This window comes from Tepidicella baoligensis (genome assembly GCF_013432195.1).
GTDB lineage: Bacteria > Pseudomonadota > Gammaproteobacteria > Burkholderiales > Burkholderiaceae_C > Tepidicella > Tepidicella baoligensis.
The window spans coordinates 81,653-105,323 of record NZ_JACCDB010000002.1; the positions used below are offsets into that span (position 1 = coordinate 81,653).

24 protein-coding genes and 1 tRNA gene are annotated in these 23,671 nt (G+C 65.4%); 14 read left to right on the forward strand and 11 right to left on the reverse strand.

Annotated features, from left to right (window positions below):
• Positions 1-9: 9 nt before the first annotated feature.
• Genes HZS63_RS03240 through rapZ form a run of 3 tightly spaced genes read left to right on the forward strand, consistent with a single transcriptional unit; the run spans position 10 to position 3,433 of the window.
• The gene (locus tag HZS63_RS03240) at positions 10-930 is read left to right on the forward strand and encodes an NAD kinase (RefSeq protein WP_180682615.1); all 921 of its coding nucleotides are present in this window, start codon (positions 10-12) and stop codon (positions 928-930) included.
• Positions 927-2,582: a DNA repair protein RecN gene (recN, locus tag HZS63_RS03245; RefSeq protein WP_180682616.1), complete on the forward strand. Its 1,656-nt coding sequence runs from the start codon at positions 927-929 to the stop codon at positions 2,580-2,582. The genes HZS63_RS03240 and recN overlap by 4 nt, the downstream gene beginning before the upstream one ends.
• Positions 2,567-3,433, forward strand: coding sequence for an RNase adapter RapZ (rapZ, locus tag HZS63_RS03250; RefSeq protein ID WP_180682617.1), 867 nt, complete (start codon positions 2,567-2,569; stop codon positions 3,431-3,433). The genes recN and rapZ overlap by 16 nt, the downstream gene beginning before the upstream one ends.
• A gap of 8 nt (positions 3,434-3,441) precedes the next feature.
• Here the strand turns inward: rapZ and mutY are convergent, their stop codons facing one another.
• The 3 genes from mutY to mutM are packed head-to-tail and all read right to left on the reverse strand — an operon-like array spanning position 3,442 to position 7,297.
• Positions 3,442-4,491: an A/G-specific adenine glycosylase gene (gene mutY / locus HZS63_RS03255; RefSeq protein WP_180682618.1), complete on the reverse strand. Its 1,050-nt coding sequence runs from the start codon at positions 4,489-4,491 to the stop codon at positions 3,442-3,444.
• Positions 4,488-6,440 (reverse strand): dynamin family protein, encoded by a 1,953-nt coding sequence (locus HZS63_RS03260; RefSeq protein ID WP_180682619.1) that lies wholly within the window; start codon positions 6,438-6,440, stop codon positions 4,488-4,490. The genes mutY and HZS63_RS03260 overlap by 4 nt, the downstream gene beginning before the upstream one ends.
• A gap of 41 nt (positions 6,441-6,481) precedes the next feature.
• A complete protein-coding gene (gene mutM, locus HZS63_RS03265; protein WP_180682620.1) occupies positions 6,482-7,297 on the reverse strand; it encodes a bifunctional DNA-formamidopyrimidine glycosylase/DNA-(apurinic or apyrimidinic site) lyase in 816 nt (271 codons plus the stop codon).
• A 46-nt stretch (positions 7,298-7,343) separates the two neighbouring features.
• On the opposite strand from mutM, the gene HZS63_RS03270 reads away from it, so the two are divergent.
• The 7 genes from HZS63_RS03270 to pth all read left to right on the forward strand — a co-directional run bounded on the left by HZS63_RS03270 (position 7,344) and on the right by pth (position 13,116).
• Positions 7,344-9,146 (forward strand): tetratricopeptide repeat protein, encoded by a 1,803-nt coding sequence (locus HZS63_RS03270; protein ID WP_219339069.1) that lies wholly within the window; start codon positions 7,344-7,346, stop codon positions 9,144-9,146.
• Positions 9,143-9,631, forward strand: a complete 489-nt coding sequence (locus HZS63_RS03275) for a lipoprotein insertase outer membrane protein LolB (RefSeq protein WP_180682621.1) — start codon at positions 9,143-9,145, stop codon at positions 9,629-9,631. Before HZS63_RS03270 ends, HZS63_RS03275 begins: the two co-directional genes overlap by 4 nt.
• Before the next feature lie 11 nt (positions 9,632-9,642).
• Positions 9,643-10,506: a 4-(cytidine 5'-diphospho)-2-C-methyl-D-erythritol kinase gene (ispE, locus tag HZS63_RS03280; RefSeq protein ID WP_180682871.1), complete on the forward strand. Its 864-nt coding sequence runs from the start codon at positions 9,643-9,645 to the stop codon at positions 10,504-10,506.
• Positions 10,507-10,571: 65 nt separating this feature from the next.
• A tRNA-Gln gene (locus HZS63_RS03285) sits at positions 10,572-10,648 on the forward strand.
• A 26-nt stretch (positions 10,649-10,674) separates the two neighbouring features.
• Positions 10,675-11,661, forward strand: coding sequence for a ribose-phosphate pyrophosphokinase (locus HZS63_RS03290; protein WP_180682622.1), 987 nt, complete (start codon positions 10,675-10,677; stop codon positions 11,659-11,661).
• A 110-nt stretch (positions 11,662-11,771) separates the two neighbouring features.
• Positions 11,772-12,395, forward strand: a complete 624-nt coding sequence (locus HZS63_RS03295) for a 50S ribosomal protein L25/general stress protein Ctc (RefSeq protein ID WP_180682623.1) — start codon at positions 11,772-11,774, stop codon at positions 12,393-12,395.
• A gap of 79 nt (positions 12,396-12,474) precedes the next feature.
• A complete protein-coding gene (gene pth, locus HZS63_RS03300) occupies positions 12,475-13,116 on the forward strand; it encodes an aminoacyl-tRNA hydrolase (protein ID WP_180682624.1) in 642 nt (213 codons plus the stop codon).
• Between the two features lie 6 nt (positions 13,117-13,122).
• Here pth and HZS63_RS03305 read toward each other — a convergent pair whose 3' ends face one another.
• From HZS63_RS03305 to HZS63_RS03325, 5 genes are read right to left on the reverse strand one after another with little or no spacing between them, the layout of a single operon-like run.
• Positions 13,123-13,380, reverse strand: coding sequence for a YfhL family 4Fe-4S dicluster ferredoxin (locus HZS63_RS03305; protein WP_180682625.1), 258 nt, complete (start codon positions 13,378-13,380; stop codon positions 13,123-13,125).
• A 13-nt stretch (positions 13,381-13,393) separates the two neighbouring features.
• Entirely contained in the window at positions 13,394-13,909 is a 516-nt protein-coding gene (gene coaD / locus HZS63_RS03310; protein WP_180682626.1) for a pantetheine-phosphate adenylyltransferase, read from the reverse strand.
• Positions 13,906-14,574, reverse strand: a complete 669-nt coding sequence (gene rsmD, locus HZS63_RS03315) for a 16S rRNA (guanine(966)-N(2))-methyltransferase RsmD (RefSeq protein WP_180682627.1) — start codon at positions 14,572-14,574, stop codon at positions 13,906-13,908. The genes coaD and rsmD overlap by 4 nt, the downstream gene beginning before the upstream one ends.
• On the reverse strand, positions 14,571-15,938 hold the full coding sequence (locus HZS63_RS03320; protein WP_180682628.1) for a M16 family metallopeptidase: 1,368 nt from the start codon (positions 15,936-15,938) through the stop codon (positions 14,571-14,573). Before HZS63_RS03320 ends, rsmD begins: the two co-directional genes overlap by 4 nt.
• The gene (locus HZS63_RS03325) at positions 15,935-17,338 is read right to left on the reverse strand and encodes a M16 family metallopeptidase (RefSeq protein WP_180682629.1); all 1,404 of its coding nucleotides are present in this window, start codon (positions 17,336-17,338) and stop codon (positions 15,935-15,937) included. Before HZS63_RS03325 ends, HZS63_RS03320 begins: the two co-directional genes overlap by 4 nt.
• A 3-nt stretch (positions 17,339-17,341) precedes the next feature.
• On the opposite strand from HZS63_RS03325, the gene ftsY reads away from it, so the two are divergent.
• From ftsY to HZS63_RS03345, 4 genes are all read left to right on the forward strand, one after another.
• Positions 17,342-18,394: a signal recognition particle-docking protein FtsY gene (ftsY, locus tag HZS63_RS03330; protein ID WP_425505912.1), complete on the forward strand. Its 1,053-nt coding sequence runs from the start codon at positions 17,342-17,344 to the stop codon at positions 18,392-18,394.
• Positions 18,395-18,552: 158 nt separating this feature from the next.
• A complete protein-coding gene (locus HZS63_RS03335) occupies positions 18,553-18,855 on the forward strand; it encodes a c-type cytochrome (protein WP_180682631.1) in 303 nt (100 codons plus the stop codon).
• A gap of 12 nt (positions 18,856-18,867) precedes the next feature.
• Entirely contained in the window at positions 18,868-20,151 is a 1,284-nt protein-coding gene (locus tag HZS63_RS03340) for an NAD(P)/FAD-dependent oxidoreductase (RefSeq protein WP_180682632.1), read from the forward strand.
• 74 nt (positions 20,152-20,225) lie between these two features.
• Positions 20,226-20,852, forward strand: a complete 627-nt coding sequence (locus HZS63_RS03345) for a c-type cytochrome (protein ID WP_246316124.1) — start codon at positions 20,226-20,228, stop codon at positions 20,850-20,852.
• Between the two features lie 64 nt (positions 20,853-20,916).
• Here the strand turns inward: HZS63_RS03345 and HZS63_RS03350 are convergent, their stop codons facing one another.
• The 3 genes from HZS63_RS03350 to trmD all read right to left on the reverse strand — a co-directional run bounded on the left by HZS63_RS03350 (position 20,917) and on the right by trmD (position 23,650).
• Positions 20,917-22,269 carry a DUF3422 family protein gene (locus HZS63_RS03350; protein ID WP_180682633.1) on the reverse strand — a complete coding sequence of 451 codons (1,353 nt, stop codon included), beginning with the start codon at positions 22,267-22,269 and terminating at the stop codon, positions 20,917-20,919.
• A gap of 100 nt (positions 22,270-22,369) precedes the next feature.
• Positions 22,370-22,726, reverse strand: a complete 357-nt coding sequence (rplS, locus tag HZS63_RS03355) for a 50S ribosomal protein L19 (RefSeq protein ID WP_180682634.1) — start codon at positions 22,724-22,726, stop codon at positions 22,370-22,372.
• Positions 22,727-22,858: 132 nt separating this feature from the next.
• Positions 22,859-23,650, reverse strand: a complete 792-nt coding sequence (trmD, locus tag HZS63_RS03360) for a tRNA (guanosine(37)-N1)-methyltransferase TrmD (RefSeq protein ID WP_180682635.1) — start codon at positions 23,648-23,650, stop codon at positions 22,859-22,861.
• Between the last annotated feature and the right edge of the window lie 21 nt (positions 23,651-23,671).

Below are 23,671 nucleotides of genomic sequence, written 5' to 3' on the forward strand. Positions count from 1 at the left end.
AATTTGAGCATGGATTGCCCACGCCCGCAGCATACGCCGCCCACGCCCAAAGGTCCACTGCGCTTTCACCACGTCGCCGTGATTGGGAAATACCACGCCGTCGGCTCGCGCGATGCGATCGAGAGCATTGTGCACTTCCTGCACGACCAGGGCTGCGAGGTCGCACTGGAGCGGGAAACCGCCCTCAATACCGGCCTCAGTGGGCACCAGGTGCTCACAGCGCCCGAAATCGGTCGCAGCTGCGATCTGGCGCTCGTCATGGGCGGTGACGGCACCATGCTTGGCATTGGCCGCCAGCTCGCTCGCTACAAGGTGCCCATGGTGGGCGTGAACCAAGGGCGGCTGGGTTTCATCACCGACATCCCTTTCCGGGACTTCGAGACGCCGCTGTCCGCCATCCTGCGGGGCGTCTACGAAGAGGACCGGCGCGCCCTCTTGCAGGCCGGCGTATGGCGCGACGGGCGTTGCATTTTCGACACCATCGCCATGAACGATGTGGTGGTCAACCGTGGGGGCTCCCCCGGGATGGTGGAGCTGCGCGTGGAGGTGGACGGTCACTTCGTGGCCAATCAGCGGGCCGATGGCCTCATCATCGCCTCGCCCACCGGCTCCACGGCTTACGCGCTGTCGGCAGGCGGGCCGCTGCTGCACCCCGCCATTGCCGGGTGGGTACTGGCTCCGATCGCCCCGCACACCCTCTCCAACCGCCCCATCGTGCTGCCGTCCACCGGAGAGATCGCCGTGGAGGTGGTGGCGGGCCGGGAGGCCAGCGCGCATTTCGACATGCAGAGTTTCACCAGCCTGCTGCACGGAGACCGCATCACCGTCCGGCGCTCGGCTCACGAACTGCGACTGCTGCACCCGGCGGGTTGGAGCTATTTCGATACCCTGCGGCGCAAGCTGCACTGGAATGAAGGAGTGGTCAGTTGAGTTGGCAACGCATGGCGCTGCGCGACTTCGTGATCGTGCCGTCGCTGGATCTGGATCTGCACGAGGGGTTCACCGTGCTCACTGGGGAAACCGGGGCTGGCAAATCGATATTGATCGATGCGCTGCAACTGGTGCTCGGCGCCCGGGCCGATGCGTCGGTGGTGCGCGAAGGCGCATCTCGCTGCGAGATCGTGGCCGAGTTCGGCCTGCGCCCATCCGTGACGCAATGGTTGCAAGACAACGGCTTCGATGCCGCTCCCGGTGAGCCTCTGCAACTCAAGCGTCAGGTGGACAGCCAGGGCCGCAGCCGTGCCTGGATCAACGGCAGCGCGGCGACCGCCAGCCAACTCAAGGCCCTGGCAGACGAACTGGTGGATATCCATGGCCAGCACGCCTGGCAGAGTTTGACCCGGCCCGACGCCGTGCGCCAGTTGCTGGACGACTATGCACGGCTCGACACCCGACCCCTTCGGTCGTGCTGGACCGCATGGCGCGAAGCGGTGCGCGCCCTCGACGACGCCCGTACCCGCCAGAACACCTTGCAAGCCGAACGCGAGCGGCTGCAATGGCAGATCGGCGAGGTCGACAAACTGGCCCCCCTGCCTGGCGAGTGGGAAGACCTGAATCTGCAGCATGGCCGTCTGGCCCACGCGCAGGGCCTGATCGACGCCGCCCAGCTGGCTCTTGGCGCCCTGGATGCAGACGACGACAGTGCCACCACCCGCATCCACCGGGCGCTGCAAGCCCTTCGGGAGCAGCAGCACATCGAACCGCGCTTCGCCGAACTGGCCAACTTGCTGCAGACAGCCCTGGCACAGATCGAAGACGCCTGCCACGACCTGCAACACCACGCCCACCATACCGAACTGGACCCGACCGCCCTGGAGGCACTGGACCAGCGGATGGGCACCTGGATGTCACTGGCGCGGCGATACCGCTGCAGCCCCGAGGAACTGCCGCAGCGCTGGGAACAGTGGAAACAGGCACTGGCAGAACTGGACCGCAGCGCCGATCTGGAGGCCCTCCACCACGCCGAGCGCACCGCCCACAAGGCCTTGATGGAGGCTGCGCGCCCAGTGAGCGAGACGCGCTTGAAGGCGGCTCGGCAACTGTCCGCCGCCGTCACCGAAGCGATGCAGGGCTTGGGCATGGCTGGCGGGCGTTTCGAGGTGCGGCTGCAGGCATTGGACGAACCGCAGGCCTTCGGGCTGGAAAACGTGGAATTCCTGGTTGCCGGACATGCCGGAAGCACCCCGCGGCCGGTCGGCAAGGTGGCTTCAGGAGGCGAGCTTTCACGCATCGCGCTTGCCATCGCCGTGACCACCAGCGAACTGGGGCAAACCCCCACGCTCATTTTCGACGAGGTGGACAGTGGCATCGGTGGCGCAGTCGCCCACACCGTCGGACAACTCATGCGCCGGCTCGGCTCCGCCCGGCAGGTGCTCGCCGTCACCCACTTGCCCCAGGTGGCGGCCTGCGCGCATCACCACCTGCTGGTGGAAAAGGTACGCTCTGCTGGCGGCGCCGCCAGTGGCGTGACCGTGATCGATGGCGAGACGCGGGTCCAGGAACTGGCCCGCATGCTGGGCGGCGACCGCCTCACCGACACCTCGCTGGCCCATGCCCGGGAACTGATATGCAGCTCGTCCTGATCACCGGCATGTCCGGCTCCGGCAAGTCGGTGGCGCTGCATGCCCTGGAAGACGCCGGTTTCTACTGCGTCGACAACCTGCCGCCGGAACTGCTCGAATCGTTGATCGAGGTGGAACAGGCATACCAGGCCGAACGCGTGGCGGTGGCCATAGACGTGCGCAGCGCGCAGTCGCTGCCTGGGCTGCCCGATCGCCTGCGCGCCATCCGCGAGCGTGGCCAGGCACTGACCGTGCTGTTTCTCGATACCACCACCGAAACGCTGGTGCGCCGCTTTTCCGAAACACGCCGCATGCACCCGCTCTCGCTCAAAGACACCCAGGACCAGCGCCGGGCCCTGGTCGAGGCCATCGAGCTGGAACGCGAGCTGCTCAGCGAGTTGCGCGAACGCGCGCTCGTGCTCGACACCAGCCAGCTCAGGGCCTCGCACCTGCGCAGCGAGGTCAAGGCCCTGCTGCATCGTGCGCCCGCGCCCTTGACGCTCGTCTTCGAGTCGTTCGCGTTCAAGCGCGGCATTCCCATGGACGCGGATTTCGTCTTCGACGTGCGCATGCTGCCCAACCCCCATTACGAAGCCGAACTGCGGGCACTGACCGGGCAGGACGCCCCCGTGGCCCAGTACCTGCAGGCGGAACCGGAGGTCGCCGAGATGGAGACCCACATCCGGGGCTTTCTGGAACGTTGGCTGCCCCGCATGGTGGCCGACCACCGCAGCTACGTGACCGTGGCCATCGGGTGCACGGGCGGGCAGCACCGCTCGGTGTATCTGGTCGAGCGACTCGCCCGGCAATTGAGCACCCACGGCACGGTGCAAGTGAGGCATCGTGAGCTCGACGCCCTGAAACACCGCTGATCCGCGGTTCAACCCGCGCCGTCGAGTCGCCCCCTCAACCAGACCCGCAGTGGCGCCGGCAGCCCCAGCACCAGATCATCGACATGCCGCACCCAGCGACCCGGGCCTGACGGCTGGTGCCGCACCACTGGCCATTCCACCGGCTGGAGGATCAGTTCGCGGTGGGTGAGGCTGTGGTGCACGGGCTCGTGCCAGATCGGCTCTCCGATGCCTTCCGCCTCCTGCGGAGGCTGGGCCGCGGCTTCGACAGACGTCAGCACCGGAAAGGTGTACAGGCCAGCCCAAATACCTCGATCCGGCCGCGGCTGCAACCAGACGGCACCGTCATCGGCGCGCCGCACCACCTGGAGCCACCAGTGTTCGGTGCGACGCCGGAGTTGCCGTGTTTTCACCGGGAAGGCGGTCGGCTGCTGCCGCGCCCGGGCCTTGCACAGCGCCTGGGCGGGGCAGATCTCGCACGCCGGTCGGGAGCGCTTGCACACCATGGCACCGAGGTCCATCAGGCCCTGGGTGTAGGCCGCCATGTCGTCATGCACGGCGTGCGGGGGTACCAGGTCTTGTGCCAGTTGCCACAAGACACGCACCTGCCCCGCCTGCGCCAGATCGCCCTCGAAAGCCAGCAGCCGTGAGAGCACGCGCTGCACATTGCCGTCGAGAATGGACACGCGCTCACCAAAGCAGAAAGCCGCGATGGCTGCTGCCGTGGATGGGCCAATGCCCGGCAGCGTCTGCAGCGCCTCCGCACGGGAGGGAAACCGCCCCTCGTGCCGCTCCACCACCTGCCGGGCACAACGGTGCAGGTTGCGCGCCCGGCTGTAGTACCCCAGCCCGCTCCACAGGGTCAGCACCTCCTCGACATCCGCTTCGGCAAGCGCCTGCACGTCAGGAAAGCGGGCCACGAAACGGTCGAAGTAGGCCAGCACGGTGCTGACCTGGGTCTGCTGCAGCATGATTTCCGACAGCCACACCAGGTAGGGCTCGCGCGTGCGCTGCCAGGGCAGGCCGTGCCGGCCATGCTGCCGCTGCCACCGCACCACAGCGTCGAAAAAAAGACTCATGCGGGTTCAGGTCGGTGAAGCGCTATCGGCGTTTCAGGTACGGTCTCCGCATCGGGCGACGTCAGGCGCACCAACTCGGCCTGCTCGGCCTCGATTTCGACCAGGCGCTCCTGGAGTTCGGAAAGCCGTTCGTCCAGCCCTCCCGCCGCCTCCTGGATGCGATGCACGGCTTCGATGCGACGCGCAAAGTTCTTGCGCCGCTCACGCAACTGTCCATCGAGCTGGGAAGCGGCCGTCTTGTTCCAGAGTTCCACCGCATTGGATGCATCGTCGTAGAGCTTGCGCAGACGCGAGAAGACTGCCTTGGCCAGCCGGTCGGCAAATTCGGGCTGGGCCAGACGGAATACATTGGTCAAACCCAAATACTGCAGGTGGTTGCGTTCGATGAGGGCCAGCTCCTCGGCGTAGGGGCTCAGGTCCAGCCGCTCGGGCACCTGCAACACGAACCCATATTCGGCGTTGAGGCTGCGAAACGCCCCGGCCAGCATCTCCTGCACTTCGGCGGCCATGCGCTGGGCCTCGGCAAAGCTGAGACGCAGCCGCCCGAACGCCTCTGCGTACACCTTCTTCACCCCCAGCTTGATGCCCGGCTGCTTGAGCGCTTGGGCCAGGTCGGCGATGTCGGCCTTGAGCCGGCTGCTGCCCAGTTGGGCGAACAGTTCCTTGAGCTGCTTCAGATGCACCGAGCGCACCGCCTGGATCCGAGCCCCGCCGGCATCGAACTCCTGTTGTTCCTGTTCGATGCGCAGGCGCATCTGCCGGATCACCGAGGCGTTCTTGCCCCGCAGCGCCTCCAGTTCCTGCATCTGCTCGACCAGTTCGCGGGTCCGGGCATGCAATTGCTGGCCCACTTCCCGCTGCAACTGCTCCAGCGTGGAACGCACATTCGCCCGCAGAATGTCGCGCCGGCGTGACAGCACGTCATCGGCGAGCGCCCGCTCCAGATCGGCCAGGCGGCTTTCGGCGAGCAAGGCCTGATCCTGCCGCACCTTGGCCAGCAGACCTTTCTGGGCGGAGACGGCGATCACCTGTTGCGGCTGCAGACCCAACACCTCGGCCGAATGCTCGCGCTGGCGCCGGATCTGCGCCTCGATATGCTCCGGCGTGCTCAATTCGTCCCAGAGGGTGTCGATCTTGTTGAGCACCACCAGACGGGAATCGCTGCGCTGCGCCGACGGCGCCAGATGCTCACGCCACATGGCCAGATCGGACTTGCTCACCCCCGCATCCGCCGCCAGGATGAACACCACCGCGTGCGCCTGCGGCAGCAGGCTGACGGTGAGCTCCGGCTCGGCGCCGATGGCGTTGAGACCCGGCGTATCGAGGATCACCAACCCCTGTTTCAGCAGCGGATGCGCCATGTTGATCAGCGCGTGGCGCCAGCGGGGAATCTCGACCAGGCCATCAGACCCGCGCAGCGGGTTGTCGTTGGGCTGCTCGTCATGCCAGAAACCCAGTGCACGGGCTTCGTCCACCGTGACGCGGCGCACCTCGGCGACTTTCTCGATGGCTTCGGCCAGTTGGGCCGGGTCGTTGACGTCCAGGTCGATGCGCTCCCACTGCTGTGGGGCACTGCGCCACTCCAGCAGCGACTGCGTCTGCAGCCGGGTTTCGATCGGCAGCAGGCGCAAGCACGGGGGCACCTCGGGGTCATAGCCGAGCTCGGTCGGGCACATGGTGGTGCGCCCGGCACTGGCGGGCATGATGCGACGCCCGTAGCCCGCGAAGAACACCGCATTGATCAGCTCCGACTTGCCGCGCGAAAACTCGGCCACGAAGGCGACCATCACCTTGTCGCTGCCCAGGCGTTCCTGCAGTTGCGCGAGGCGTTCGCGGGCACCGGCATCCAGCAGGTCGTGACCGCCCAGCCACTCCGCCAAGACCTGCAACTGACGGGCCCGTTCGCGACGCCAGCGGCCGTGCTCGTCGAATTCCGCGTTGAATGACATGGACGATTGGCCCTCTCAGACACCAATATAGCACCGCCCCTTCAACGCCTCTGGCAAACCGGACAGAAAAACGTTGAGCGCTGCCCTTGCCGTATGTGACGCACCACCGTCCCGCAGACCCGACAGGGTTGACCCTCACGGCCATACACACGGGTTTCGAGCTGGAAGTAGCCACTCCCGCCCTGGGCATCGACGAAATCCTTCAGCGAACTGCCGCCCACTTCCAGCGCGCGCGCCAGCACCTGCCGGATCGCCGCGTGCAGCCGCTCGGCCCGCACCCGACCGATGCGATCGGCCCGGGTGGTGGGACGAATGCCAGCCATGAACAGCGCTTCCGATGCATAGATGTTGCCCACCCCGACCACGATGCCGCCGGCCAGCAGCACCTGCTTGATGCTGCTGCGGTGCCGCCTGAGCGCCGCATGGAAAGCCGCTGGCTCGAAATCGGCCGACAGGGGCTCCACCCCCAGTCCTCCGAGCAACTTGCGCGCTTCAGGCGCGGCCTCATGGGCGGCATGGACCACGGCACCGAAGCGACGGGGATCGTGCAGGCGCAACACCCCGCGGTCCGTCTGCACATCCACATGATCGTGCGGACCGGCTGGCGGCAACCCGGCTGCGAACCGCAAACTCCCCGACATGCCCAGGTGCACCAGCAACAGGCCGTGGTCCAGATCCAGCAGCAGGTACTTACCGCGCCGACGCACTCCTTGTACCGTGCGCCCCACCAGCGACTGCGGCTGCACACCCAGCGGCCAGCGCAGCGGTTTGCCCAACCGGACACCCGTGATCCGCGCGCCAGCGATGCGGTCGGCGAAGCTTCGGCGTGTCACTTCCACTTCAGGCAATTCAGGCATAGGCATGCCTCCAGATGGCTCGACGTGAATCCTTTATCATGCCCCAATGCTACAGGCCGCTGCCCACCTTCGCTCTGTCTTTCCGCACACCCGGCGGCGCTCCGGCTGGCTCGCCAAGCTCGCCTGCACAGTGGCGCTGTCAGTCGGCACGGCACAGCCCCTGTTGGCACAGTCCGGCCCGACGCTGCATTTCCCGGCCGCCCCCGACACACTCAGCGCCGAACTGTTCTACCAATTGCTGCTGGCGGAATTCCAACTCCAGAATCAAGACCCGGGCGCCGCCTATTCCTTGATGCTCGACGCCGCCAAGCGCACCCAACGTCCCGAACTCTACCGCCGCGCCGTCGAAATCGCCCTGCAGAACCGCGCTGGCAACGCCGCCCTGACTGCAGCCCGCGACTGGTCGGCCGCCTTTCCCGATGCAGACGAGCCCTACCGCTATGAATTGCAGATCCTGCTGGCGCTCAACCGCCCGGCCGATGTCAGCCGCACCTTGCGCAACCTGATTCGACTCACACCTGCCGAACGGCGCAGCGAGGTGATCAGCGCCATCCCCCAGACCCTGGCCCGTACCAGCGACCGCGACGCCGCGCTCGCCGCCGCCCGTGACGCCCTGCAACCCGCGCTGCGTGACCCGGCCACCGCCGCCGCTGCCTGGGCTGCGATCGGACGCATGGAGCTCGAGCGAGCGGCACCGCAAGCCGCCCTCGCCGCTGCCCGATCAGCCTTGCAGGCCCAGGGAAATTCCGCCTATGGCGCCGCGCTGGCCGTGGAACTGTTCGAACGCGAAGTCCCGGGTGCCGAGCCCCTGGTGCAGGCCTACCTGCAACGCACGGCCGGCACCGCCGTCGAACACCGCAGCACCATCCACCTGGCCTACATCCGCGCCCTGATCGACCTGCGCCGCCTCGCCGATGCCCAGCACGAGCTCGAACAACTCCTCACGCTGGAGCCGGACCAGGCACAGGCCTGGCTGCTGCAAGGCATTTTGCTGACCCAACAACGCCGCGCCACAGCAGCCGAAGCAGCCCTGGAGCGCTATCTGGAGCTGTCGCGCGAGCTACCACCCGACGAGGCCCGCCCCGGTCAGACCCAGGCCTTTCTGCATCTGGCGCAGATCGCCGAGCAACGTGGCGATTTCGACGCCGCCAACGCTTGGCTGGATCGCATCGAAAACGCCGACGACATCCTCTCGGCCCAAATCCGGCGGGCCACCATTCTGGCCCGGCAAGGCCACATCGAACAGGCCCGGGAGCTGATCCGGCGCCAGCCCGAACGCACGGATGCCGACACACGCCGCAAGCTGCTGGCCGAAGCCCACTTGCTGCGCGAGGTCAAGGCTTACGAAGCCGCCTATGAAACCTTCACCGCCGCCGCTCAGCGTTTCCCGGACGACCCCGATCTGATCTACGAACAGGCCTTAGCCGCCGAGCGGACCGGGCGTTTCGAGACCATGGAAGCCCTGCTGCGCGACCTGATCGCCCGCCATCCCGACTACCACCATGCTTACAACGCACTGGGCTATTCGCTGGCCGACCGCAACGAGCGTCTCGAAGAAGCGAAATCGCTGATCCAGAAAGCACTGGCCGTCGCACCCAACGATGCCCACATCCTCGACAGCCTGGGTTGGGTCGAATTCCGGCTCGGCAACAAACAAGAAGCGCTACGCATCCTTCAGGACGCTTTTCGACGCCTGCCCGACGCCGAAATCGCGGCCCACCTGGGCGAGGTGCACTGGGCCCTGGGGCAACAGGATGCCGCCCTGAACGTATGGCGTGAAGGCCTGTTGCTCAACCCCGAAAACGAGACCCTGCTCAACACCTTGCAACGGCTCCGGGTCCAGCCATGAGTCCCGCGCGACGTCTCGTCCTGGCCTGGTGTGCCGTGCTGCTGACCGGCTGCGCCGTACCACCGCCCCCTTTGCGCGACGCATCCTTTCCCAGCGACCGCTGGACCGGCCGGCTGGCCTTGCAGATCGACAGCGATCCGCCGCAACACTTTTCCGCCGGCTTCGAGCTCAGCGGCCAAGCTGCGCAAGGGGAACTCAGGCTGGTCTCGCCCCTGGGCCAGGTGGTGGCCTCGGCCCGCTGGACCTCCGAGGCAGCCTGGCTGCAACGCGGCAACGACCAACAACGCTATGCCGACATGAACGACCTCACTGCCGCGGTCACCGGCACGGCATTGCCGCTGGAGCCCCTGTTCCGCTGGCTGCGGGGCGAGGCGGCCGAGGTCGAAGGCTGGCAGGCCGATTTGTCACGACACGCCGAAGGCCGCCTGCTGGCACGCCGCCTCCAGCCCCTGCCCGCCGTCCAGCTCCGCATGGTGTTCCACTGACCAGCATGACGATTCAACACCTGCTGGACGTGCCCGCGCCCGCCAAGCTCAACCTGTTTCTGCACGTGGTGGGCCGACGCCCCGACGGCTACCACCTTCTGCAATCCGTGTTCACGCTGATCGACTGGTGTGACACCCTGCATTTCGAACGCCGGCTCGATGGCCGCCTCACCCGCGAAGACCTGCACACCCACACCGATCTGCCCGCAGACGACCTGATCATCCGTGCGGCACGTGCCCTGCAAAGTGCGACCGGCTGCCCGCTGGGCGCCCATATCGTTTTGGATAAACGCATCCCTATGCAAGCCGGTCTGGGCGGCGGCTCGAGCGATGCCGCCAGCACCCTGCTGGCGCTCAACCGGCTCTGGGGCCTGGGACTGGACGCAACAGCCCTGACTCGCATCGGGATCGGCTTGGGAGCCGACGTCCCCTTCTTCATACATGGGCGCACGGCCTGGGTCGAGGGCATCGGCGAAGCCATCACCCCCATCGAACTGCCGACCACCCGGTTTCTCGTGCTCAAGCCGCCAGCCGGCGTGTCCACGCCAGACATTTTTCGGCATCCGGCCTTGAAGCGGGACACGAAACACGCTACAATTGAAGGCTTTGTTGCACTCGATGCGTCTGAGGCTTATGGTTTTGGTCGCAACGATCTGCAGCCGGTTGCCGAACAATTGTGCCCAGACATTGGTCAGGGCCTGCGCTGGCTCCAGGCCAAGGGCTTGGAGGGTCGGATGACCGGCTCAGGCAGCGCCCTGTTTGCGCGGCTGCGATCCGATGTGGACACATCGGACCTGCCCCGCGGATGGATCGCTCGGCATTGCAACAATTTGAGGGAACATCCTCTGATCGGATGGCGACAGCGGTTATACTAGCGGTCGTTGTTCAACAGAGATGAACATGCTGCATTCGGTGCGCTGCGTCAGCGGCGAACCAGTGTAGGGGAGTCGCCAAGTTGGTTAAGGCACCGGATTTTGATTCCGGCATGCGAGGGTTCGAGTCCTTCCTCCCCTGCCAAATTTCTTACCTGCGCCGGGTCATCCATGCAAACGTTTTCGCCAGTGCAAACGCCGGATTTCATGCTGTTCACCGGTAATGCCAATCCGGTCCTGGCCGCAGAAATCGCCCAGCATCTCGGAACCCGTCTCGGGGCGGCCAATGTGGGCCGCTTTTCCGACGGCGAGGTCATGGTCGAAATCACCCAGAACGTGCGTGCGCGCCATGTGTTCGTGGTGCAGTCCACCTGCGCCCCCACCAACGAGAACCTGATGGAACTCGTGATCATGGTGGACGCGCTCAAGCGCGCCTCGGCCGTCAGCGTGTCGGCCGTCATCCCCTACTTCGGCTATGCCCGCCAGGACCGCCGGCCCCGCTCCAGCCGCGTGCCCATCTCGGCCAAGGTGGTCGCCAACATGCTGCAGGTGGTCGGCGTCAACCGGGTACTGACCATGGACCTGCACGCGGACCAGATCCAGGGTTTCTTCGACATCCCGGTGGACAACATCTACGCCTCCCCGGTGCTTCTTGGCGACCTGCGGGCCAAGAACTACCCGGACCTGCTGGTCGTCTCGCCCGACGTGGGCGGCGTGGTGCGTGCGCGTGCGCTGGCCAAGCAGCTCAACTGCGACATGGCCATCATCGACAAGCGGCGCCCCAAGCCCAACGTCTCCGAAGTGATGCATGTGATCGGCGACATCGAAGGGCGTAACTGCGTGATCATGGACGACATGATCGATACGGCCGGCACCTTGGTGAAAGCCGCCGAAGTGCTCAAGGAGCGTGGCGCCCGGAAGGTGTATGCCTACTGCACGCACCCGATTTTTTCCGGCCCCGCCATCGATCGCATCGCCAAGGGCGACGCGCTGGACGAAGTCGTCGTGACCAATACCATTCCCTTGAGCCAGGCCGCCCAGGCCTGCTCGAAGATCCGCCAGCTTTCCGTGGCGCCTCTGATGGCCGAGACCATCGCGCGCATCGCCAGCGGGGAGTCGGTGATGAGTTTGTTCGCAGACGCCGATCACGCCGCCTGAGGCGTGATCGGCGTCTGTAGCAAAAGGCAGCGCCCCGGTCGCGGGATCGACGGCGCTTTTTCAGTTTGGGCCCGTGCTGGTCGCGGCCGAGCCCTTTATGGAGTCAAATCATGAAATTTGTCGCTTTCGAGCGCAGCAAGCAGGGTACGGGTGCGAGCCGCCGCCTGCGTCGTTCCGGCCGCGTACCGGGCATCGTGTTCGGTGGCAGCGCCGATCCGGTCAGCATCGAACTGGACCACAATGCCCTGTGGCACGCCGTTCAGAAGGAAGCGTTTCACGCCTCCATCCTGGACATGGAACTGAATGGCCAGGTGCAGAAGGTGCTGCTGCGCGACGTGCAATACCATCCGTTCAAGCCCCAGGTCCTGCACGTGGACTTCCAGCGCGTGGATGACAAGACCCGCCTGCGCAAAAAGATTCCGCTGCACTTCATCAACGCAGAGAACTCCCCCGCTGTCAAGGTGGACAAGTGCCTCGTCAACCATGTGGTCAACGAGATCGAGATCGAGTGCCTGGCCACTCAACTGCCCGAATTCATCGAGGTGGACCTCGGTGAGGCCGTCAAGGGCCAGTCCATCCATGCCAGCGATCTGAAACTGCCCGCCGGCGTGAAGATCGTGACCCACGGCAAACCGAATCCCACCATCGCCACGCTGGTCGAGCCGGTGGAAGAAGTGATTGCCGCGCCGGTGGCCGCCGCTGCCGACGACAAGAAGGGCAAGAAGAAGAAGTAAGCCTTTCAGGCACTTCCCTCGGGGCCCGCACCATGCGGGCCCTTTTGCTTGAAGCCTCCTTGCCCTTTCGCACCACGCCATGATCAAGCTGCTCGTCGGCCTCGGCAACCCGGGGCCCGAATACGAAGACACCCGACACAACGCCGGCTTCTGGTGGCTGGAGGCCGTGGCCCGCGAACTCCGGGCCGATCTGCAACCCGACCGCAGCTTTTGGGGCCGTTGTGCGCGCATCAACGTCGAAGGGCGGCCGCTGTGGCTGCTGGAGCCCACCACCTTCATGAACCGCTCAGGCCAGGCCGTGGGCGCCTTGGCGCGGTTCTTCAAAATCGCTCCAGAAGAAATCCTGGTCGCCCATGACGAACTCGACCTGCCACCCGGCGAGGTCAAACTCAAGAAAGGCGGAGGCCACGCCGGACACAACGGCCTGCGTGACATCCATGCCCAACTCGGCAGCCCTGACTACTGGCGGCTGCGCATCGGCATCGGACACCCAGGCGTGAAGAGCGAAGTCGTGCACTGGGTGCTGAAAAAACCTTCCCCAGACCAACGGGAAGCGTTGCTCCAAGGCATAGACCGGACCTTGAAAGCCCTGCCGGACCTGCTGGCCGGGCGCATGGACCGGGCAATCGCCCTGATTCACACCAGCAAGCCTCCTCGGCCCAAACCTACGAAACCTCAGCCGGGTGACCCTGGGTCGCCTCCCGCCGATTCCACCCCCTGAGCCGGCTCAGGACGTGGCGAGCCCCTGCAGACGCCGGTACTTGTGCCACAGCGCCTCCCGGCTCTCGACGTGTTCGGGATGGAGGGGAATGCACTCCACCGGACAGACCTGCACGCACTGGGGCTCGTCGAAATGCCCCACGCATTCGGTACAGCGGGCCGGGTCGATCTGGTAGTAGTCCACACCCATGGAGATGGCCTGGTTCGGGCACTCCGGCTCGCAAACGTCGCAGTTGATGCATTCGTCGGTGATCATCAGGGCCATGGTTCGTCTTTCCTCAACGCTGGGTGGCACCAGCGGCGGCACGCAAGCGCTCGGCCACGCCGGGGCTGACCATGCCACTGACGTCGCCACCCAGCTTGGCGATCTCGCGGACCAGCGTACTCGAAATGCACTGGAGCTGCGGCTGGGGCAGCAAAAACAACGTGTCCACCGTGGGCAAGAGCTTGCGGTTCATGGCCGCCATCTGGGCTTCGTAGTCAAAGTCCGTGAGGTTGCGTATGCCCCGCACCACCGCACAGGCGCCGTGTTCACGGCAGAAGTCCATGATCAGCCCCTCGAAGGGCAGCACCCGGACCTGTGGGCAGTGCGCCATGCTGGCCGCCACCATGGCGATGCGCTGATCGAGCGTGAACTGGGTCTTCTTGTGGTGGGCCACGGCCACGGCCACGATCAGTTCGTCAAACAGGCTGGCGGCACGCTGGATCACATCCTCATGGCCGAGGGTGATGGGATCGAAGGTACCGCTGTACACGGCGATGCGGCGCGACGGCGTGGCATGAGAAGGGTTCATGGAGTGGAATTATCGCCCGACGCCTGTGGGCCGGTACGCTCCAGCAGATGGAAGTACACCATCCCGGCCTTGCCCTGCCGGCGCACCGCGAGCGGTAGGTCTCGCAGGTCTTCGGCGCTCCAGGCACGGGGCGATTCGAGGTAGATCAAGCCGTCATCGGCCAGCAGCGGCGCGGCCGCTTGCAGGGCCTGACGAAACAGCGCCTCATTCCACTGGACCGAAGCCTCGCCAAACGGGGGGTCGAGAAAGATCACATCCCAGCTTCGAGGCGTGGCCCGGCTCAACCAGGTCACGGCATCGGCCTGCACCACAGCCACGTCCGAGGCGTTGAGCCGGGTCACATGCCCGCTCAAAGCGCGGACCAATTGGGGGTCGCGCTCGATGAGACACACCAGCCGGGCGCCACGTGAAGCTGCTTCCAATCCCAGGGCCCCACTGCCCGCGAAGGCGTCCAGGCAGCGCAAGCCGGTGAGGTCCTGGCCGAGCCAGTTGAACAGGGTTTCCCGCACGCGATCCGGTGTGGGCCGCAAACCCGGGCGGTCCGGCACGGTCAGCCGGGTGCGTTTCCAGCGCCCCCCGATGATGCGGACTTCACCGCCCCCCCTCCGGGCCGATCGGCTGCCTCCCGCAGCGCCACCGGCACGGGAAGGCGCACGGAGGTTCATGGCTCACGCCCCCCGACCACCACGGTCACCAGCCGCTGCGGCTGCAGCACCCGCTGCATCGCCGACCGCACCTGTTCGACGGTCAGCGCAGCGATGTGCGCCGTCCAGGTGTCGAGATAGTCCAGAGGCAGGTCGTTCCAAGCCATGGCCGCCACGTTGTCCAGCCACTTGCGGTTGCTGTCGAGCCGCAGGGCAAAGCCGTTGATGAGGGCCTGCTGGGCTTCGGCAAGTTCTTGTGGGGTGGGGCCTTCGGCCACGAAACGGCGAATCTCCTCGTGAATCAGGCGCACGGCTTCGGCCGCCTGGTCGGGGCGCGTCTGCATGGACACGGTGAAGGCCCCGGCATGGCGGCCAGGAGAGAAATAGCTGTAGATACCGTAGGTCAGCCCCCGGCGCTCACGGATTTCCTGCATCAGGCGGGAGGTGAAGCCGCTGCCGCCGAGGATGTGGTTGCCCACCGTGAGCGCCAGGAAGTCGGGGTCGCTGCGCGGGAAACCCGGCTGCCCGATCAGTATGTGCGCCTGGGCGGCATCGAACGGTTCGTTCAAGGTGCGCCCTTCCTGCAGCGGCATCACCTCGGCCACCGGCGGCAAGGGATCGCAGGAACGTGCCGACCATCCGGCCAACAGGCGAGTGACCAAGGCATCGGCCGCGGCGCGCTCGATGTCGCCCACCAGCGTGACGCGGGCATCGCAGGCCCGTACATGGCGCTCGAAAAAAGCTCGCAAATCAGCCTCCTCTATCGCAGCCCAGGTGGAGGGTTGCGCCTCCCGCCCGTAGGGGTGGTCGCCATACACCGCCTCGGCAAACAACCGAGCGGCTCGCGTCCCCGGACGGGTCTGCGCCTGCTGCCAAGCGGCCACGAGGCGCTCCCGCTCGCGTGCCCACACTGCCTGCGGGAAGGCTGGGGCTGCCAACTGGTGAGCCGTCAAGGCCGCGGTCTGCTCGAGCAGATCGGCCCGGGTGAGCGTGCGCAACTGGAACGAGAGGCGATCGGCCGTGGCCTGCACCCGAAACTGCGCCCCCACATCGGCCCAGGACTCGACCAACTGGTTTTCGTCCATGGCCGGGCGACCACCATGGGCCAAGACGCCTTTGTCGAACATTTGCGCGGTGGCTTGAGCCAGACCCGCCTGCTGCGCAGGGTCGCGACGGCTGCCGGCATCGACGTCGATCTGCAAATCGAGCATCGGCAGGGTGTTCGATTGAACCAGATAGACCCGGGCCCCACTGGGCTGGGTCCACTGTTCGATGGCGAGGGACGCCTGGGCACCGACCGCATGCAGGGCCAGCCACACCCAGACCAGCCAAGCGCAGGCTCGCTCGCGCAGCGTCCAACGCCGAACAGGATGTGCGAATCTCATGGGCGTTGCTCCTGGGGCAACAACACGCCCACGGTGAGTCGGTCGTCATGGAAATACCGGGCCGCCACGGCCTGCACCTGGTCAGGCGTCACCGCATCGAGGCGACGCAGGAGTGTGGCGGAGGCATCCAGCGGCCACTCCAGCGCCCAGTGGTTCCCCAGTTCACGCGCCTGGGCAAAGAGGGAGTCGAGCTTGAACACCTCACGCGCCGCCCATTGGTTCTTGACGCGGCGCAGCTCTGTCTCGCTCACGCCTTCCCGGGCGATGCGCCCGAGCTCGGCCTTGAGGGCTTCCTCCAACGCTTCGGGGCTGACCCCTGCGGCCGGCGTACCGCTGAGCAGAAACAGCTCCGGCCCCCGGCCCATGAGCCCGTACGAGGCGCCCGCCGAATCGGCCAGACGGCGGGGCTGGCCCTGACCCTGCACCAGCGTTCGCTCCAGGCGCGCGGCGCTGTGGCCGTCCAGCACGCCAGCAAGCAGGATCAAGGCGAGGGCATCGAGGGTGGCGTCGTCGGTAGCTTGCGGATGGCCGATACGGGGCACCTTGTAGCCCATGACCAGCAGGGGGCGGTCGGTACGGCCACGGTATTCGATGCGTCGCACGCCCCTTTGCAACGGTTCGGTCTGCGGTTTGCGCACCGGCACGGGACGCGCCTCGATGGACCCGTAATGGCGCTCGGCCCAGGCACGGACCTGCTCGACCTCCACATCACCTACCACGATCACGGCGGCATTGGCCGGTACATACCACTGGCGGTAAAAATCACGCACATCCTGAGGGGTCATGGCCTCCAGGTCGCTCATCCAGCCGATGATCGGGCGGCGGTAGGGATGGGCAATGAAGGCGTTGGCCTGGAACACCTCGAACATGCGCGCCTGGGGCGACTCCTCCACGCGCTGCCGCCGTTCCTCCTTGACGACCAGCATCTCACGAGCGAACGCCTCGTCAGGCCAGGTGTTGTTGGCAAAGCGGTCCGCCTCCAACCGCATCACCTCCTCCAACGCGGAGGCCGGCACCTGCTGATGGTAGACCGTGACATCGCGGCTGGTAAACGCATTCTCGCGCCCACCCAGCGCCGCCACGCGGCGGGAGAACTCGCCTTCGGCCAGCGTGGGCGTGCCCTTGAACATCATGTGCTCCAGCACGTGTGCCACGCCTGAAGTGCCGTCCACCTCGTCCATGGACCCCACACGCACCCAGAGCATGTGAACCGCGGTAGGCGCACGCCGGTCGGGCTGGACGATCAGCGTCATGCCATTGGAGAGCGTGAAAGCGTGGACTGCTGGAGCCGGCTGGTCGGTACCGGGCGCTGCGGCCCGGGCCAGCGGCCACAGGCAAACCCACACCAATCCGCACCACACCAGCCGCCACAGCCAAGAAGGAGCGACCAAGGGTTTCATAGAATCCGAATGATTCCAGAAACCCCCCAAATGTTCAGCCTGATCAAGAAAAAATTTTTCGCCTCTGGCGAAACCCCTCCCGCGGCCGATCCGGTTGCGGCCGATCCGCCCCCCGCCGCACCGGCCGAGGAACCGCCTCGCCAGTCGTGGCTGAGCCGGCTACGCCTCGGATTGCGCAAGACCGGCCATGCGCTCTCGAGCGTGTTCACCGGCACGCAAATCGACGAGAACCTCTATGAGGAACTCGAAGCCGCCCTGCTCATGGCAGACGCAGGCACACAGGCCACCCAGTATCTGCTCGATGACTTGCGCCGTCGCGTCAAGGCGACCAAGGCCACCACGCCAGCCGAGGTCAAAGGCCTGTTGGCCGATGCGATCACCGAGCTGTTGCAGCCCCTTCAAAAACCGCTGACCATCGGCACGGCCGACGGCGGCCCCACTGTGCTCATGGTGGCCGGGGTCAACGGTGCCGGCAAGACCACCACCATCGGCAAACTCACCTGGCACCTGTCACGCTCCGGCGCTTCAGTGCTGCTGGCCGCGGCCGACACCTTCCGGGCGGCTGCGCGCGAGCAACTTGGCGTGTGGGCCGATCGCAACACGGTGGAAATCGTCAGCCAGGCTGGCGGCGACCCGGCAGCGGTGAGCTTCGATGCCGTCACCGCCGGGCGCGCGCGCGGCCGCGACGTGGTCATCGTGGACACCGCCGGGCGCTTACCGACGCAACTCCACCTCATGGAAGAATTGAAAAAGATCAAGCGCGTGGTGCAAAAAGCCGACCCCGCTGCCCCGCACGAAGTGCTGCTCGTCATCGATGGCAACACAGGCCAGAATGCGCTGGCCCAGGTCAAGGCATTCGACGCCGCCCTGACCCTGACCGGACTGGTGGTCACCAAGCTCGACGGCACGGCCAAGGGTGGGGTGCTCGCCGCGATTGCCATGTGGGCCCGTGAACAGGGCCGTCAGGTACCGGTTTATTTCATTGGAGTGGGCGAGCAGCTCGAAGACCTTCAAACCTTCGATGCGCGGGAGTTCGCCTCCGCACTTCTCGCCTGAGCGTTCAGGGTTTATGCTGAGACCCTTCAACCCCCACGCCACATTGTGTAAGCTTCACGTCGGGTGCAGAATTAGAATCAACAAAAAATTCTAATATCCGCATTAGCTGATATTTTTCAGTCGTCCCATCGAGGTTCCAGTCACAGGAGACATCAACAATGAAACCTATCGCGAAGATCTTGGCCGTCGGCCTCTTGGGCGTGTCTGCCCTGGCGGCTCATGCACAGGTCAATCAGGTGCGCGTGTGGGCTGCCGCCTGCGCCAACTGTCACGGGACCGATGGTCGCGCTCAACCGGGCATGGACGCCCTGGCTGGCAAAGACAAGACGGAGATCGAGCAGAAGTTGCTCGACTTCAAGAACGGCCGCCGCCCGGCGACCATCATGCACCAGATCGCCAAGGGCTACAGCGACGAGCAGATCGCCGCGATCGCCGCCTATTTCGCTGCCCAGAAAAAGTAAGGAGACGAGAACATGAAACGCCGTCAGTTCGTACAAACGCTCGCCGCCGGCTCCGCGCTGGGCTCCCTGGGTCTGATGACCGGATGCGCCACCACCGCAGGAGGCTCCGGCCCCCACGTGGTGATCGTCGGTGGTGGTTATGGGGGCGCCACCGCGGCCAAATACACCCGGCTGTTCTCCGAAGGCAAGGTGCGCGTCACCCTGATCGAGCCCAACGCCCAGTTCATCTCCTGCCCGATCTCCAACCTGGTGATCGGCGGCATCAAGGACATCAGCTACATCACCAACTCCTACGAGAACCTGGAAAAACGCCATGGTGTGAAGATCGTGCGCGACATGGCCAGCGCCATCGATCCCGACAAGCGCCTGGTCAAACTCGCCGGAGGCGGTGAAATCGCCTACGACCGCCTCATCGTCTCGCCCGGCATCGACTTCATGTGGGAAACCCTGCCGGGGATGGCCTCCGCCGACGCCAAGGCCAAGGTGCTCCACGCCTGGAAGGCTGGCGAACAAACGGTGGCCCTGCGCAAACAGCTCGAAGCCATGCCCGATGGCGGCGTCTATGCCCTGACCATCCCGCAGGCACCGTACCGCTGCCCCCCCGGCCCCTACGAGCGTGCCTGCCTGGTGGCCAATTACTTCAAGAAAGCCAAGCCCAAGAGCAAGGTCATCATCTTCGACGCGAACGACGACATCCAGTCCAAGAAGGCGCTGTTCACCAAGGCCTGGGACGAACACTACAAGGGCATGATCGAGTACCGTCCGAAACACAATGTGGTGGACGTCGATGCCGCCACCAACACCCTGAAGTTCGAGTTCAACGACGACTTCAAGGCCGCCGTGGCCAACGTCCTGCCCAACATGCGCGCCGGCGACATCGCCGTCAAGACCGGGCTGGCCACCGCCAATGCCCGCTGGTGCGAGGTCGATTTCCTGACCTTCGAATCCAAGGCGGTCAAGAACGTCCACGTCCTGGGCGACGCCATCCAGATCGCACCGGCCATGCCCAAGTCGGGCCACATGGCCAACCAGCACGGCAAGACCTGCGCTGCCGCCGTGGTCAACCTGCTCATGGGACACCAGCCGCCCCAGTTGCCGCTGTACGCCAACACCTGCTACAGCTTCGTGAACGACCAAGACGTGGTGCATGTGGCGAGCGTGCACCGCTACGACCCAGACCAGAAGACCATGCTCACGGTTCCGGGATCCGGTGGTGTGTCCGCTGCCGCCAACGAGCTGGAGGGCCGTTACGCCCTGGCCTGGGCCCAGAACATCTGGGCCGACATGCTCTCCTGAGCATGCCATGCCCCCGCGCCGGCGACGGCGTGGGGGCGATATCTTCACCCTACCGCCCGAGCCGACTTCGCCGCATGCGTTTTCCTGCCATCCCCCATCCGCTCCTTCTGCGCTCACTCGTCGTGGCCCTGATCGGCACGGTCTCGGTAGGCACTGCTCTGGCACAGGCCGACGAGGCCCGTGCCAAACGCATCGCCGGTGGCTCCTGCTTCCTGTGCCACGGGGTCAACGGCGAATCCACCAGCGAGGTGTTCCCTCGCCTGGCGGGCCAGAACGCGCAATACATCGCCAAACAGCTGGAAGCCTTCAAGTCGGGCCAACGGAAAAGCTCGGCCATGGCAGAACTGTCGGCCCGTCTGACCTCCGATGAAATGCTGGCGCTGGGCCGCTACTATGAAAAAATGGAGCCTCCGCGCGAGGCCCCCAAAGATCCGGCGCTCGCTGCGGTGGGTCAATACATCTATCACCACGGCAACCGCTTCAGCGGTGTGCCATCGTGCGCGAGCTGCCATGGCGCCAACGGTGAAGGCGCGGCCAACCTCCCGCGACTCGCCAGCCAATTCTCCGGCTACCTGTTCACCCAGCTCAAACAGTTCAACAATCGCCAGCGCACCGACGACAATCAGGTCATGCACGTGGTGGTGGAAAAGATGACCGAGTTCGAAATGGCCGCGGTCTCCGAGTACCTCAGCGGCAAGTGATGACTGGCCCCCGGCTGGAGGCCCTCTCGACCACGCGCCCGACTGCGCCGGGTGCGGATCCAGCTCAATGGCTCGAGTGCAGCTTTTCGTGAATGCGCCGGATGGTTCTCCACACAGCCCATAGCACCAACGGAATGAGGGCACCCGCAGCCATTTCGGGGTGAATGGGCACACCTGCCGACTTCAGCGCCTTGGCGCCATACAGCAGCAAGCTGACCACGTAATAGGAAATCGCCGCGATCGACAGCCCTTCCACCGTGGTTTGCAACCGGAGCTGCAATTCCTGCCCTCGGGTGAGTTTTTCCAGCAGCTGCTGGTTCTGCCCTTCCGTGGCAATGTCCACCCGCGTGCGCAGCAACGCACTGGCCCGGGACACACGCTCAGACAAGGAAGCCAAGCGCTGCGCCGTCGCAGCCACCGTCGCCATGGCTGGCGAGAGCCGGCGCCGCATGAATTCGCCGATCGTTTGATGGCCCGGGATCGGGGTTTCATGCAGCTCGGCAATGCGCTGGGCCACCAGATCGTCATAGGCCCGGGTGGCGGAAAAACGGAACACGTGCTCGGCCATGGCCTTTTCCACCCGAGCCGCCAGCGACATCAACGTATCCAACATGGCCTGGTCGGAGGCCGACTTTTGTTCGAGCGCCGCCGTGATCTGAGCCAATTGCTGCTCCGCCTGCGCCAGCTCGGGCCCCAGCATTTTCGCAACGGGCAAACCCCGCAGGGCCATCAGCCGATAGGTTTCCAATTCAAGCAAACGCTGAGAGATACGCCCGGCTCGCATGTCGTCGATGTCGGGTGGGGCAATGACCAGCATGTGCTCGAAGCCGTTGTCGCGCAAGCGGAAATCGGTCACCACCGTGGCCGGCGCAAAGCTGCCCATCAGGGAAGCCACCAGCAAGTGAGGGCCCAGCCATTGCCGCGCGCCCTGCAGGCAGGCCGTGGGGTCGGACAGATCGCCATGAACCATACCCATGGCAATCGCGCAAAAGGTGCGTCCAGGAACGGCTGCCAGCCACTCCTTGGGAACCACGAGATGAGACAGCAGATCGGGCTCGACCACGCCCAGTGCGGCGGCCTGGGGCAAAGGCTGAACCAGGGTATAGCGGGTGAACTCGGTGTGCCGTTCCCATTTCAGCGTGTACCCAGGCAAACGCAGGCTCAGGAAATGGGCTTGCAGGTCGTTGACCGTCAGCCCTTCCTGGCCGGGCAATTGACGCAGATGCGCACACTCCTGCTCGCGGCTGACCTCGTGGTTGTACACGGCCAGGAGTACGACCAGCGCCGGCAGCCGGATACGGGCCGATGGGCGGGCATGCACCTCGTTGTGCAGCAGCAGCCGTTCGTCATCATCAGGCGGGAGGATACGGACATGGGAGGAAGCGAGCCGCGGGTCTGCGATATCGGTGGGTGCCATGGCATTTATCATACCCACAGGGGTTTCATGGAGCGACCACGAGATACAAAAAAACCGGAAGGCTTGCGCGTTCCGGTTTTTTTGTCGAGGCCAGCAGGGATTATGAACCCAGCTTTTCCTTGATGCGGGCCGACTTGCCGCTGCGGTCACGCAGGTAGTACAGCTTGGCGCGGCGCACGTCACCGCGGCGCTTGACCTCGATCTTGGCGATGCGGGGGCTGTACAGGGGGAAGGTACGCTCCACGCCTTCGCCGTTGGAAATCTTGCGCACGATGAAGCTGGAGTTCAGGCCACGGTTGCGACGGGCAATCACCACGCCTTCGTAGGCCTGCACGCGCTTGCGGTTGCCTTCCACCACGTTCACACTCACGATGACGGTGTCACCGGGGGCAAATTCGGGAATTTCCTTGTTCAGGCGAGCAATTTCTTCCTGCTCGAGGATCTGGATCAGGTTCATGGTTTCCTTGAATGACTCGATCGTGACCGCGCTGCACTGAAGGCCCACCGGGCAGCCCCTCGGCTGCTGGTCGGGCCTGAACGCTGAACGAACAGGCCCCGGGCGGCCGGCCAGAGGATCGCAAGCCTTTGATTATAACCCGCCAGCGTCTGGCAAATCAAGTTGCCTAAGCCAGTGCTCGTCGTCAGCACTCAGGCGTCCGGCCTGCCTCGCCTGCTGGAGCAGATCCGGCCGCAGGCGAGCCGAAGCCGCGAGCCGCTGTTGCCGACGCCACCGCTCGATCTGTTCATGATGACCGGACAATAACACCGGCGGCACGACCGCCGCGCCACGCGGCCCCTGCCAGACCTCCGGCCGGGTGTAGTGCGGGCAATCCAGCAAACCGTCGAGCGCAGGATTGAAGCTGTCTTGCTGGTGGCTGCCTTCGTCGTTGAGCACCCCGGGCTGTAGGCGAGCCACCGCGTCGAGCAACGCCATGGCCGCCAGTTCCCCGCCTGACAAGACAAAATCCCCGAGACTCAGTTGCACGTCCACGCACTGGTCTATGAAGCGCTGGTCTATGCCTTCATACCGACCACAGATCAGAATCGCCCCGGCTCCCTGGGCTTCGCGCTCCACCAAGGCATGATCGATGCGCACGCCTTGGGGTGAAAACAGCACGGTCGGCACCGACGGAGCGCCTTCGGCTTTGCGCTGCTCGCGCACCGCCTGCCAGCAACGGGCCAGCGGTTCGGCCAGCATGACCATGCCTGGCCCGCCGCCAAAGGGCCGGTCATCCACACGCCGGTAATGGCCCTCGGCATGGTCACGCAAGGGCCATAGCCGCACATCCACGGCACCGCAGGCAAAGGCTCGCCGGTTGATGCCGTGTTGCAAAAAAGGCCCGAACAACTCGGGGAACAGGGTGATGACGTCGAAACGCATGACCGGCTACCGCCCGCCGCC

Excerpts from the sequence above, each read along its gene's own strand:
- HZS63_RS03240 (WP_180682615.1), top strand. The coding sequence starts at position 10 with ATGGATTGCCCACGCCCGCAGCATACGCCGCCCACGCCCAAAGGTCCA.
- rapZ (WP_180682617.1), top strand. The coding sequence starts at position 2,567 with ATGCAGCTCGTCCTGATCACCGGCATGTCCGGCTCCGGCAAGTCGGTG.
- mutY (WP_180682618.1), bottom strand. The coding sequence starts at position 4,491 with ATGAGTCTTTTTTTCGACGCTGTGGTGCGGTGGCAGCGGCAGCATGGC.
- HZS63_RS03260 (WP_180682619.1), bottom strand. The coding sequence starts at position 6,440 with ATGTCATTCAACGCGGAATTCGACGAGCACGGCCGCTGGCGTCGCGAA.
- mutM (WP_180682620.1), bottom strand. The coding sequence starts at position 7,297 with ATGCCTGAATTGCCTGAAGTGGAAGTGACACGCCGAAGCTTCGCCGAC.
- HZS63_RS03270 (WP_219339069.1), top strand. The coding sequence starts at position 7,344 with ATGCTACAGGCCGCTGCCCACCTTCGCTCTGTCTTTCCGCACACCCGG.
- HZS63_RS03275 (WP_180682621.1), top strand. The coding sequence starts at position 9,143 with ATGAGTCCCGCGCGACGTCTCGTCCTGGCCTGGTGTGCCGTGCTGCTG.
- HZS63_RS03290 (WP_180682622.1), top strand. The coding sequence starts at position 10,675 with ATGCAAACGTTTTCGCCAGTGCAAACGCCGGATTTCATGCTGTTCACC.
- HZS63_RS03295 (WP_180682623.1), top strand. The coding sequence starts at position 11,772 with ATGAAATTTGTCGCTTTCGAGCGCAGCAAGCAGGGTACGGGTGCGAGC.
- pth (WP_180682624.1), top strand. The coding sequence starts at position 12,475 with ATGATCAAGCTGCTCGTCGGCCTCGGCAACCCGGGGCCCGAATACGAA.
- HZS63_RS03305 (WP_180682625.1), bottom strand. The coding sequence starts at position 13,380 with ATGGCCCTGATGATCACCGACGAATGCATCAACTGCGACGTTTGCGAG.
- coaD (WP_180682626.1), bottom strand. The coding sequence starts at position 13,909 with ATGAACCCTTCTCATGCCACGCCGTCGCGCCGCATCGCCGTGTACAGC.
- rsmD (WP_180682627.1), bottom strand. The coding sequence starts at position 14,574 with ATGAACCTCCGTGCGCCTTCCCGTGCCGGTGGCGCTGCGGGAGGCAGC.
- HZS63_RS03320 (WP_180682628.1), bottom strand. The coding sequence starts at position 15,938 with ATGAGATTCGCACATCCTGTTCGGCGTTGGACGCTGCGCGAGCGAGCC.
- HZS63_RS03325 (WP_180682629.1), bottom strand. The coding sequence starts at position 17,338 with ATGAAACCCTTGGTCGCTCCTTCTTGGCTGTGGCGGCTGGTGTGGTGC.
- HZS63_RS03335 (WP_180682631.1), top strand. The coding sequence starts at position 18,553 with ATGAAACCTATCGCGAAGATCTTGGCCGTCGGCCTCTTGGGCGTGTCT.
- HZS63_RS03340 (WP_180682632.1), top strand. The coding sequence starts at position 18,868 with ATGAAACGCCGTCAGTTCGTACAAACGCTCGCCGCCGGCTCCGCGCTG.
- HZS63_RS03345 (WP_246316124.1), top strand. The coding sequence starts at position 20,226 with ATGCGTTTTCCTGCCATCCCCCATCCGCTCCTTCTGCGCTCACTCGTC.
- HZS63_RS03350 (WP_180682633.1), bottom strand. The coding sequence starts at position 22,269 with ATGGCACCCACCGATATCGCAGACCCGCGGCTCGCTTCCTCCCATGTC.
- rplS (WP_180682634.1), bottom strand. The coding sequence starts at position 22,726 with ATGAACCTGATCCAGATCCTCGAGCAGGAAGAAATTGCTCGCCTGAAC.
- trmD (WP_180682635.1), bottom strand. The coding sequence starts at position 23,650 with ATGCGTTTCGACGTCATCACCCTGTTCCCCGAGTTGTTCGGGCCTTTT.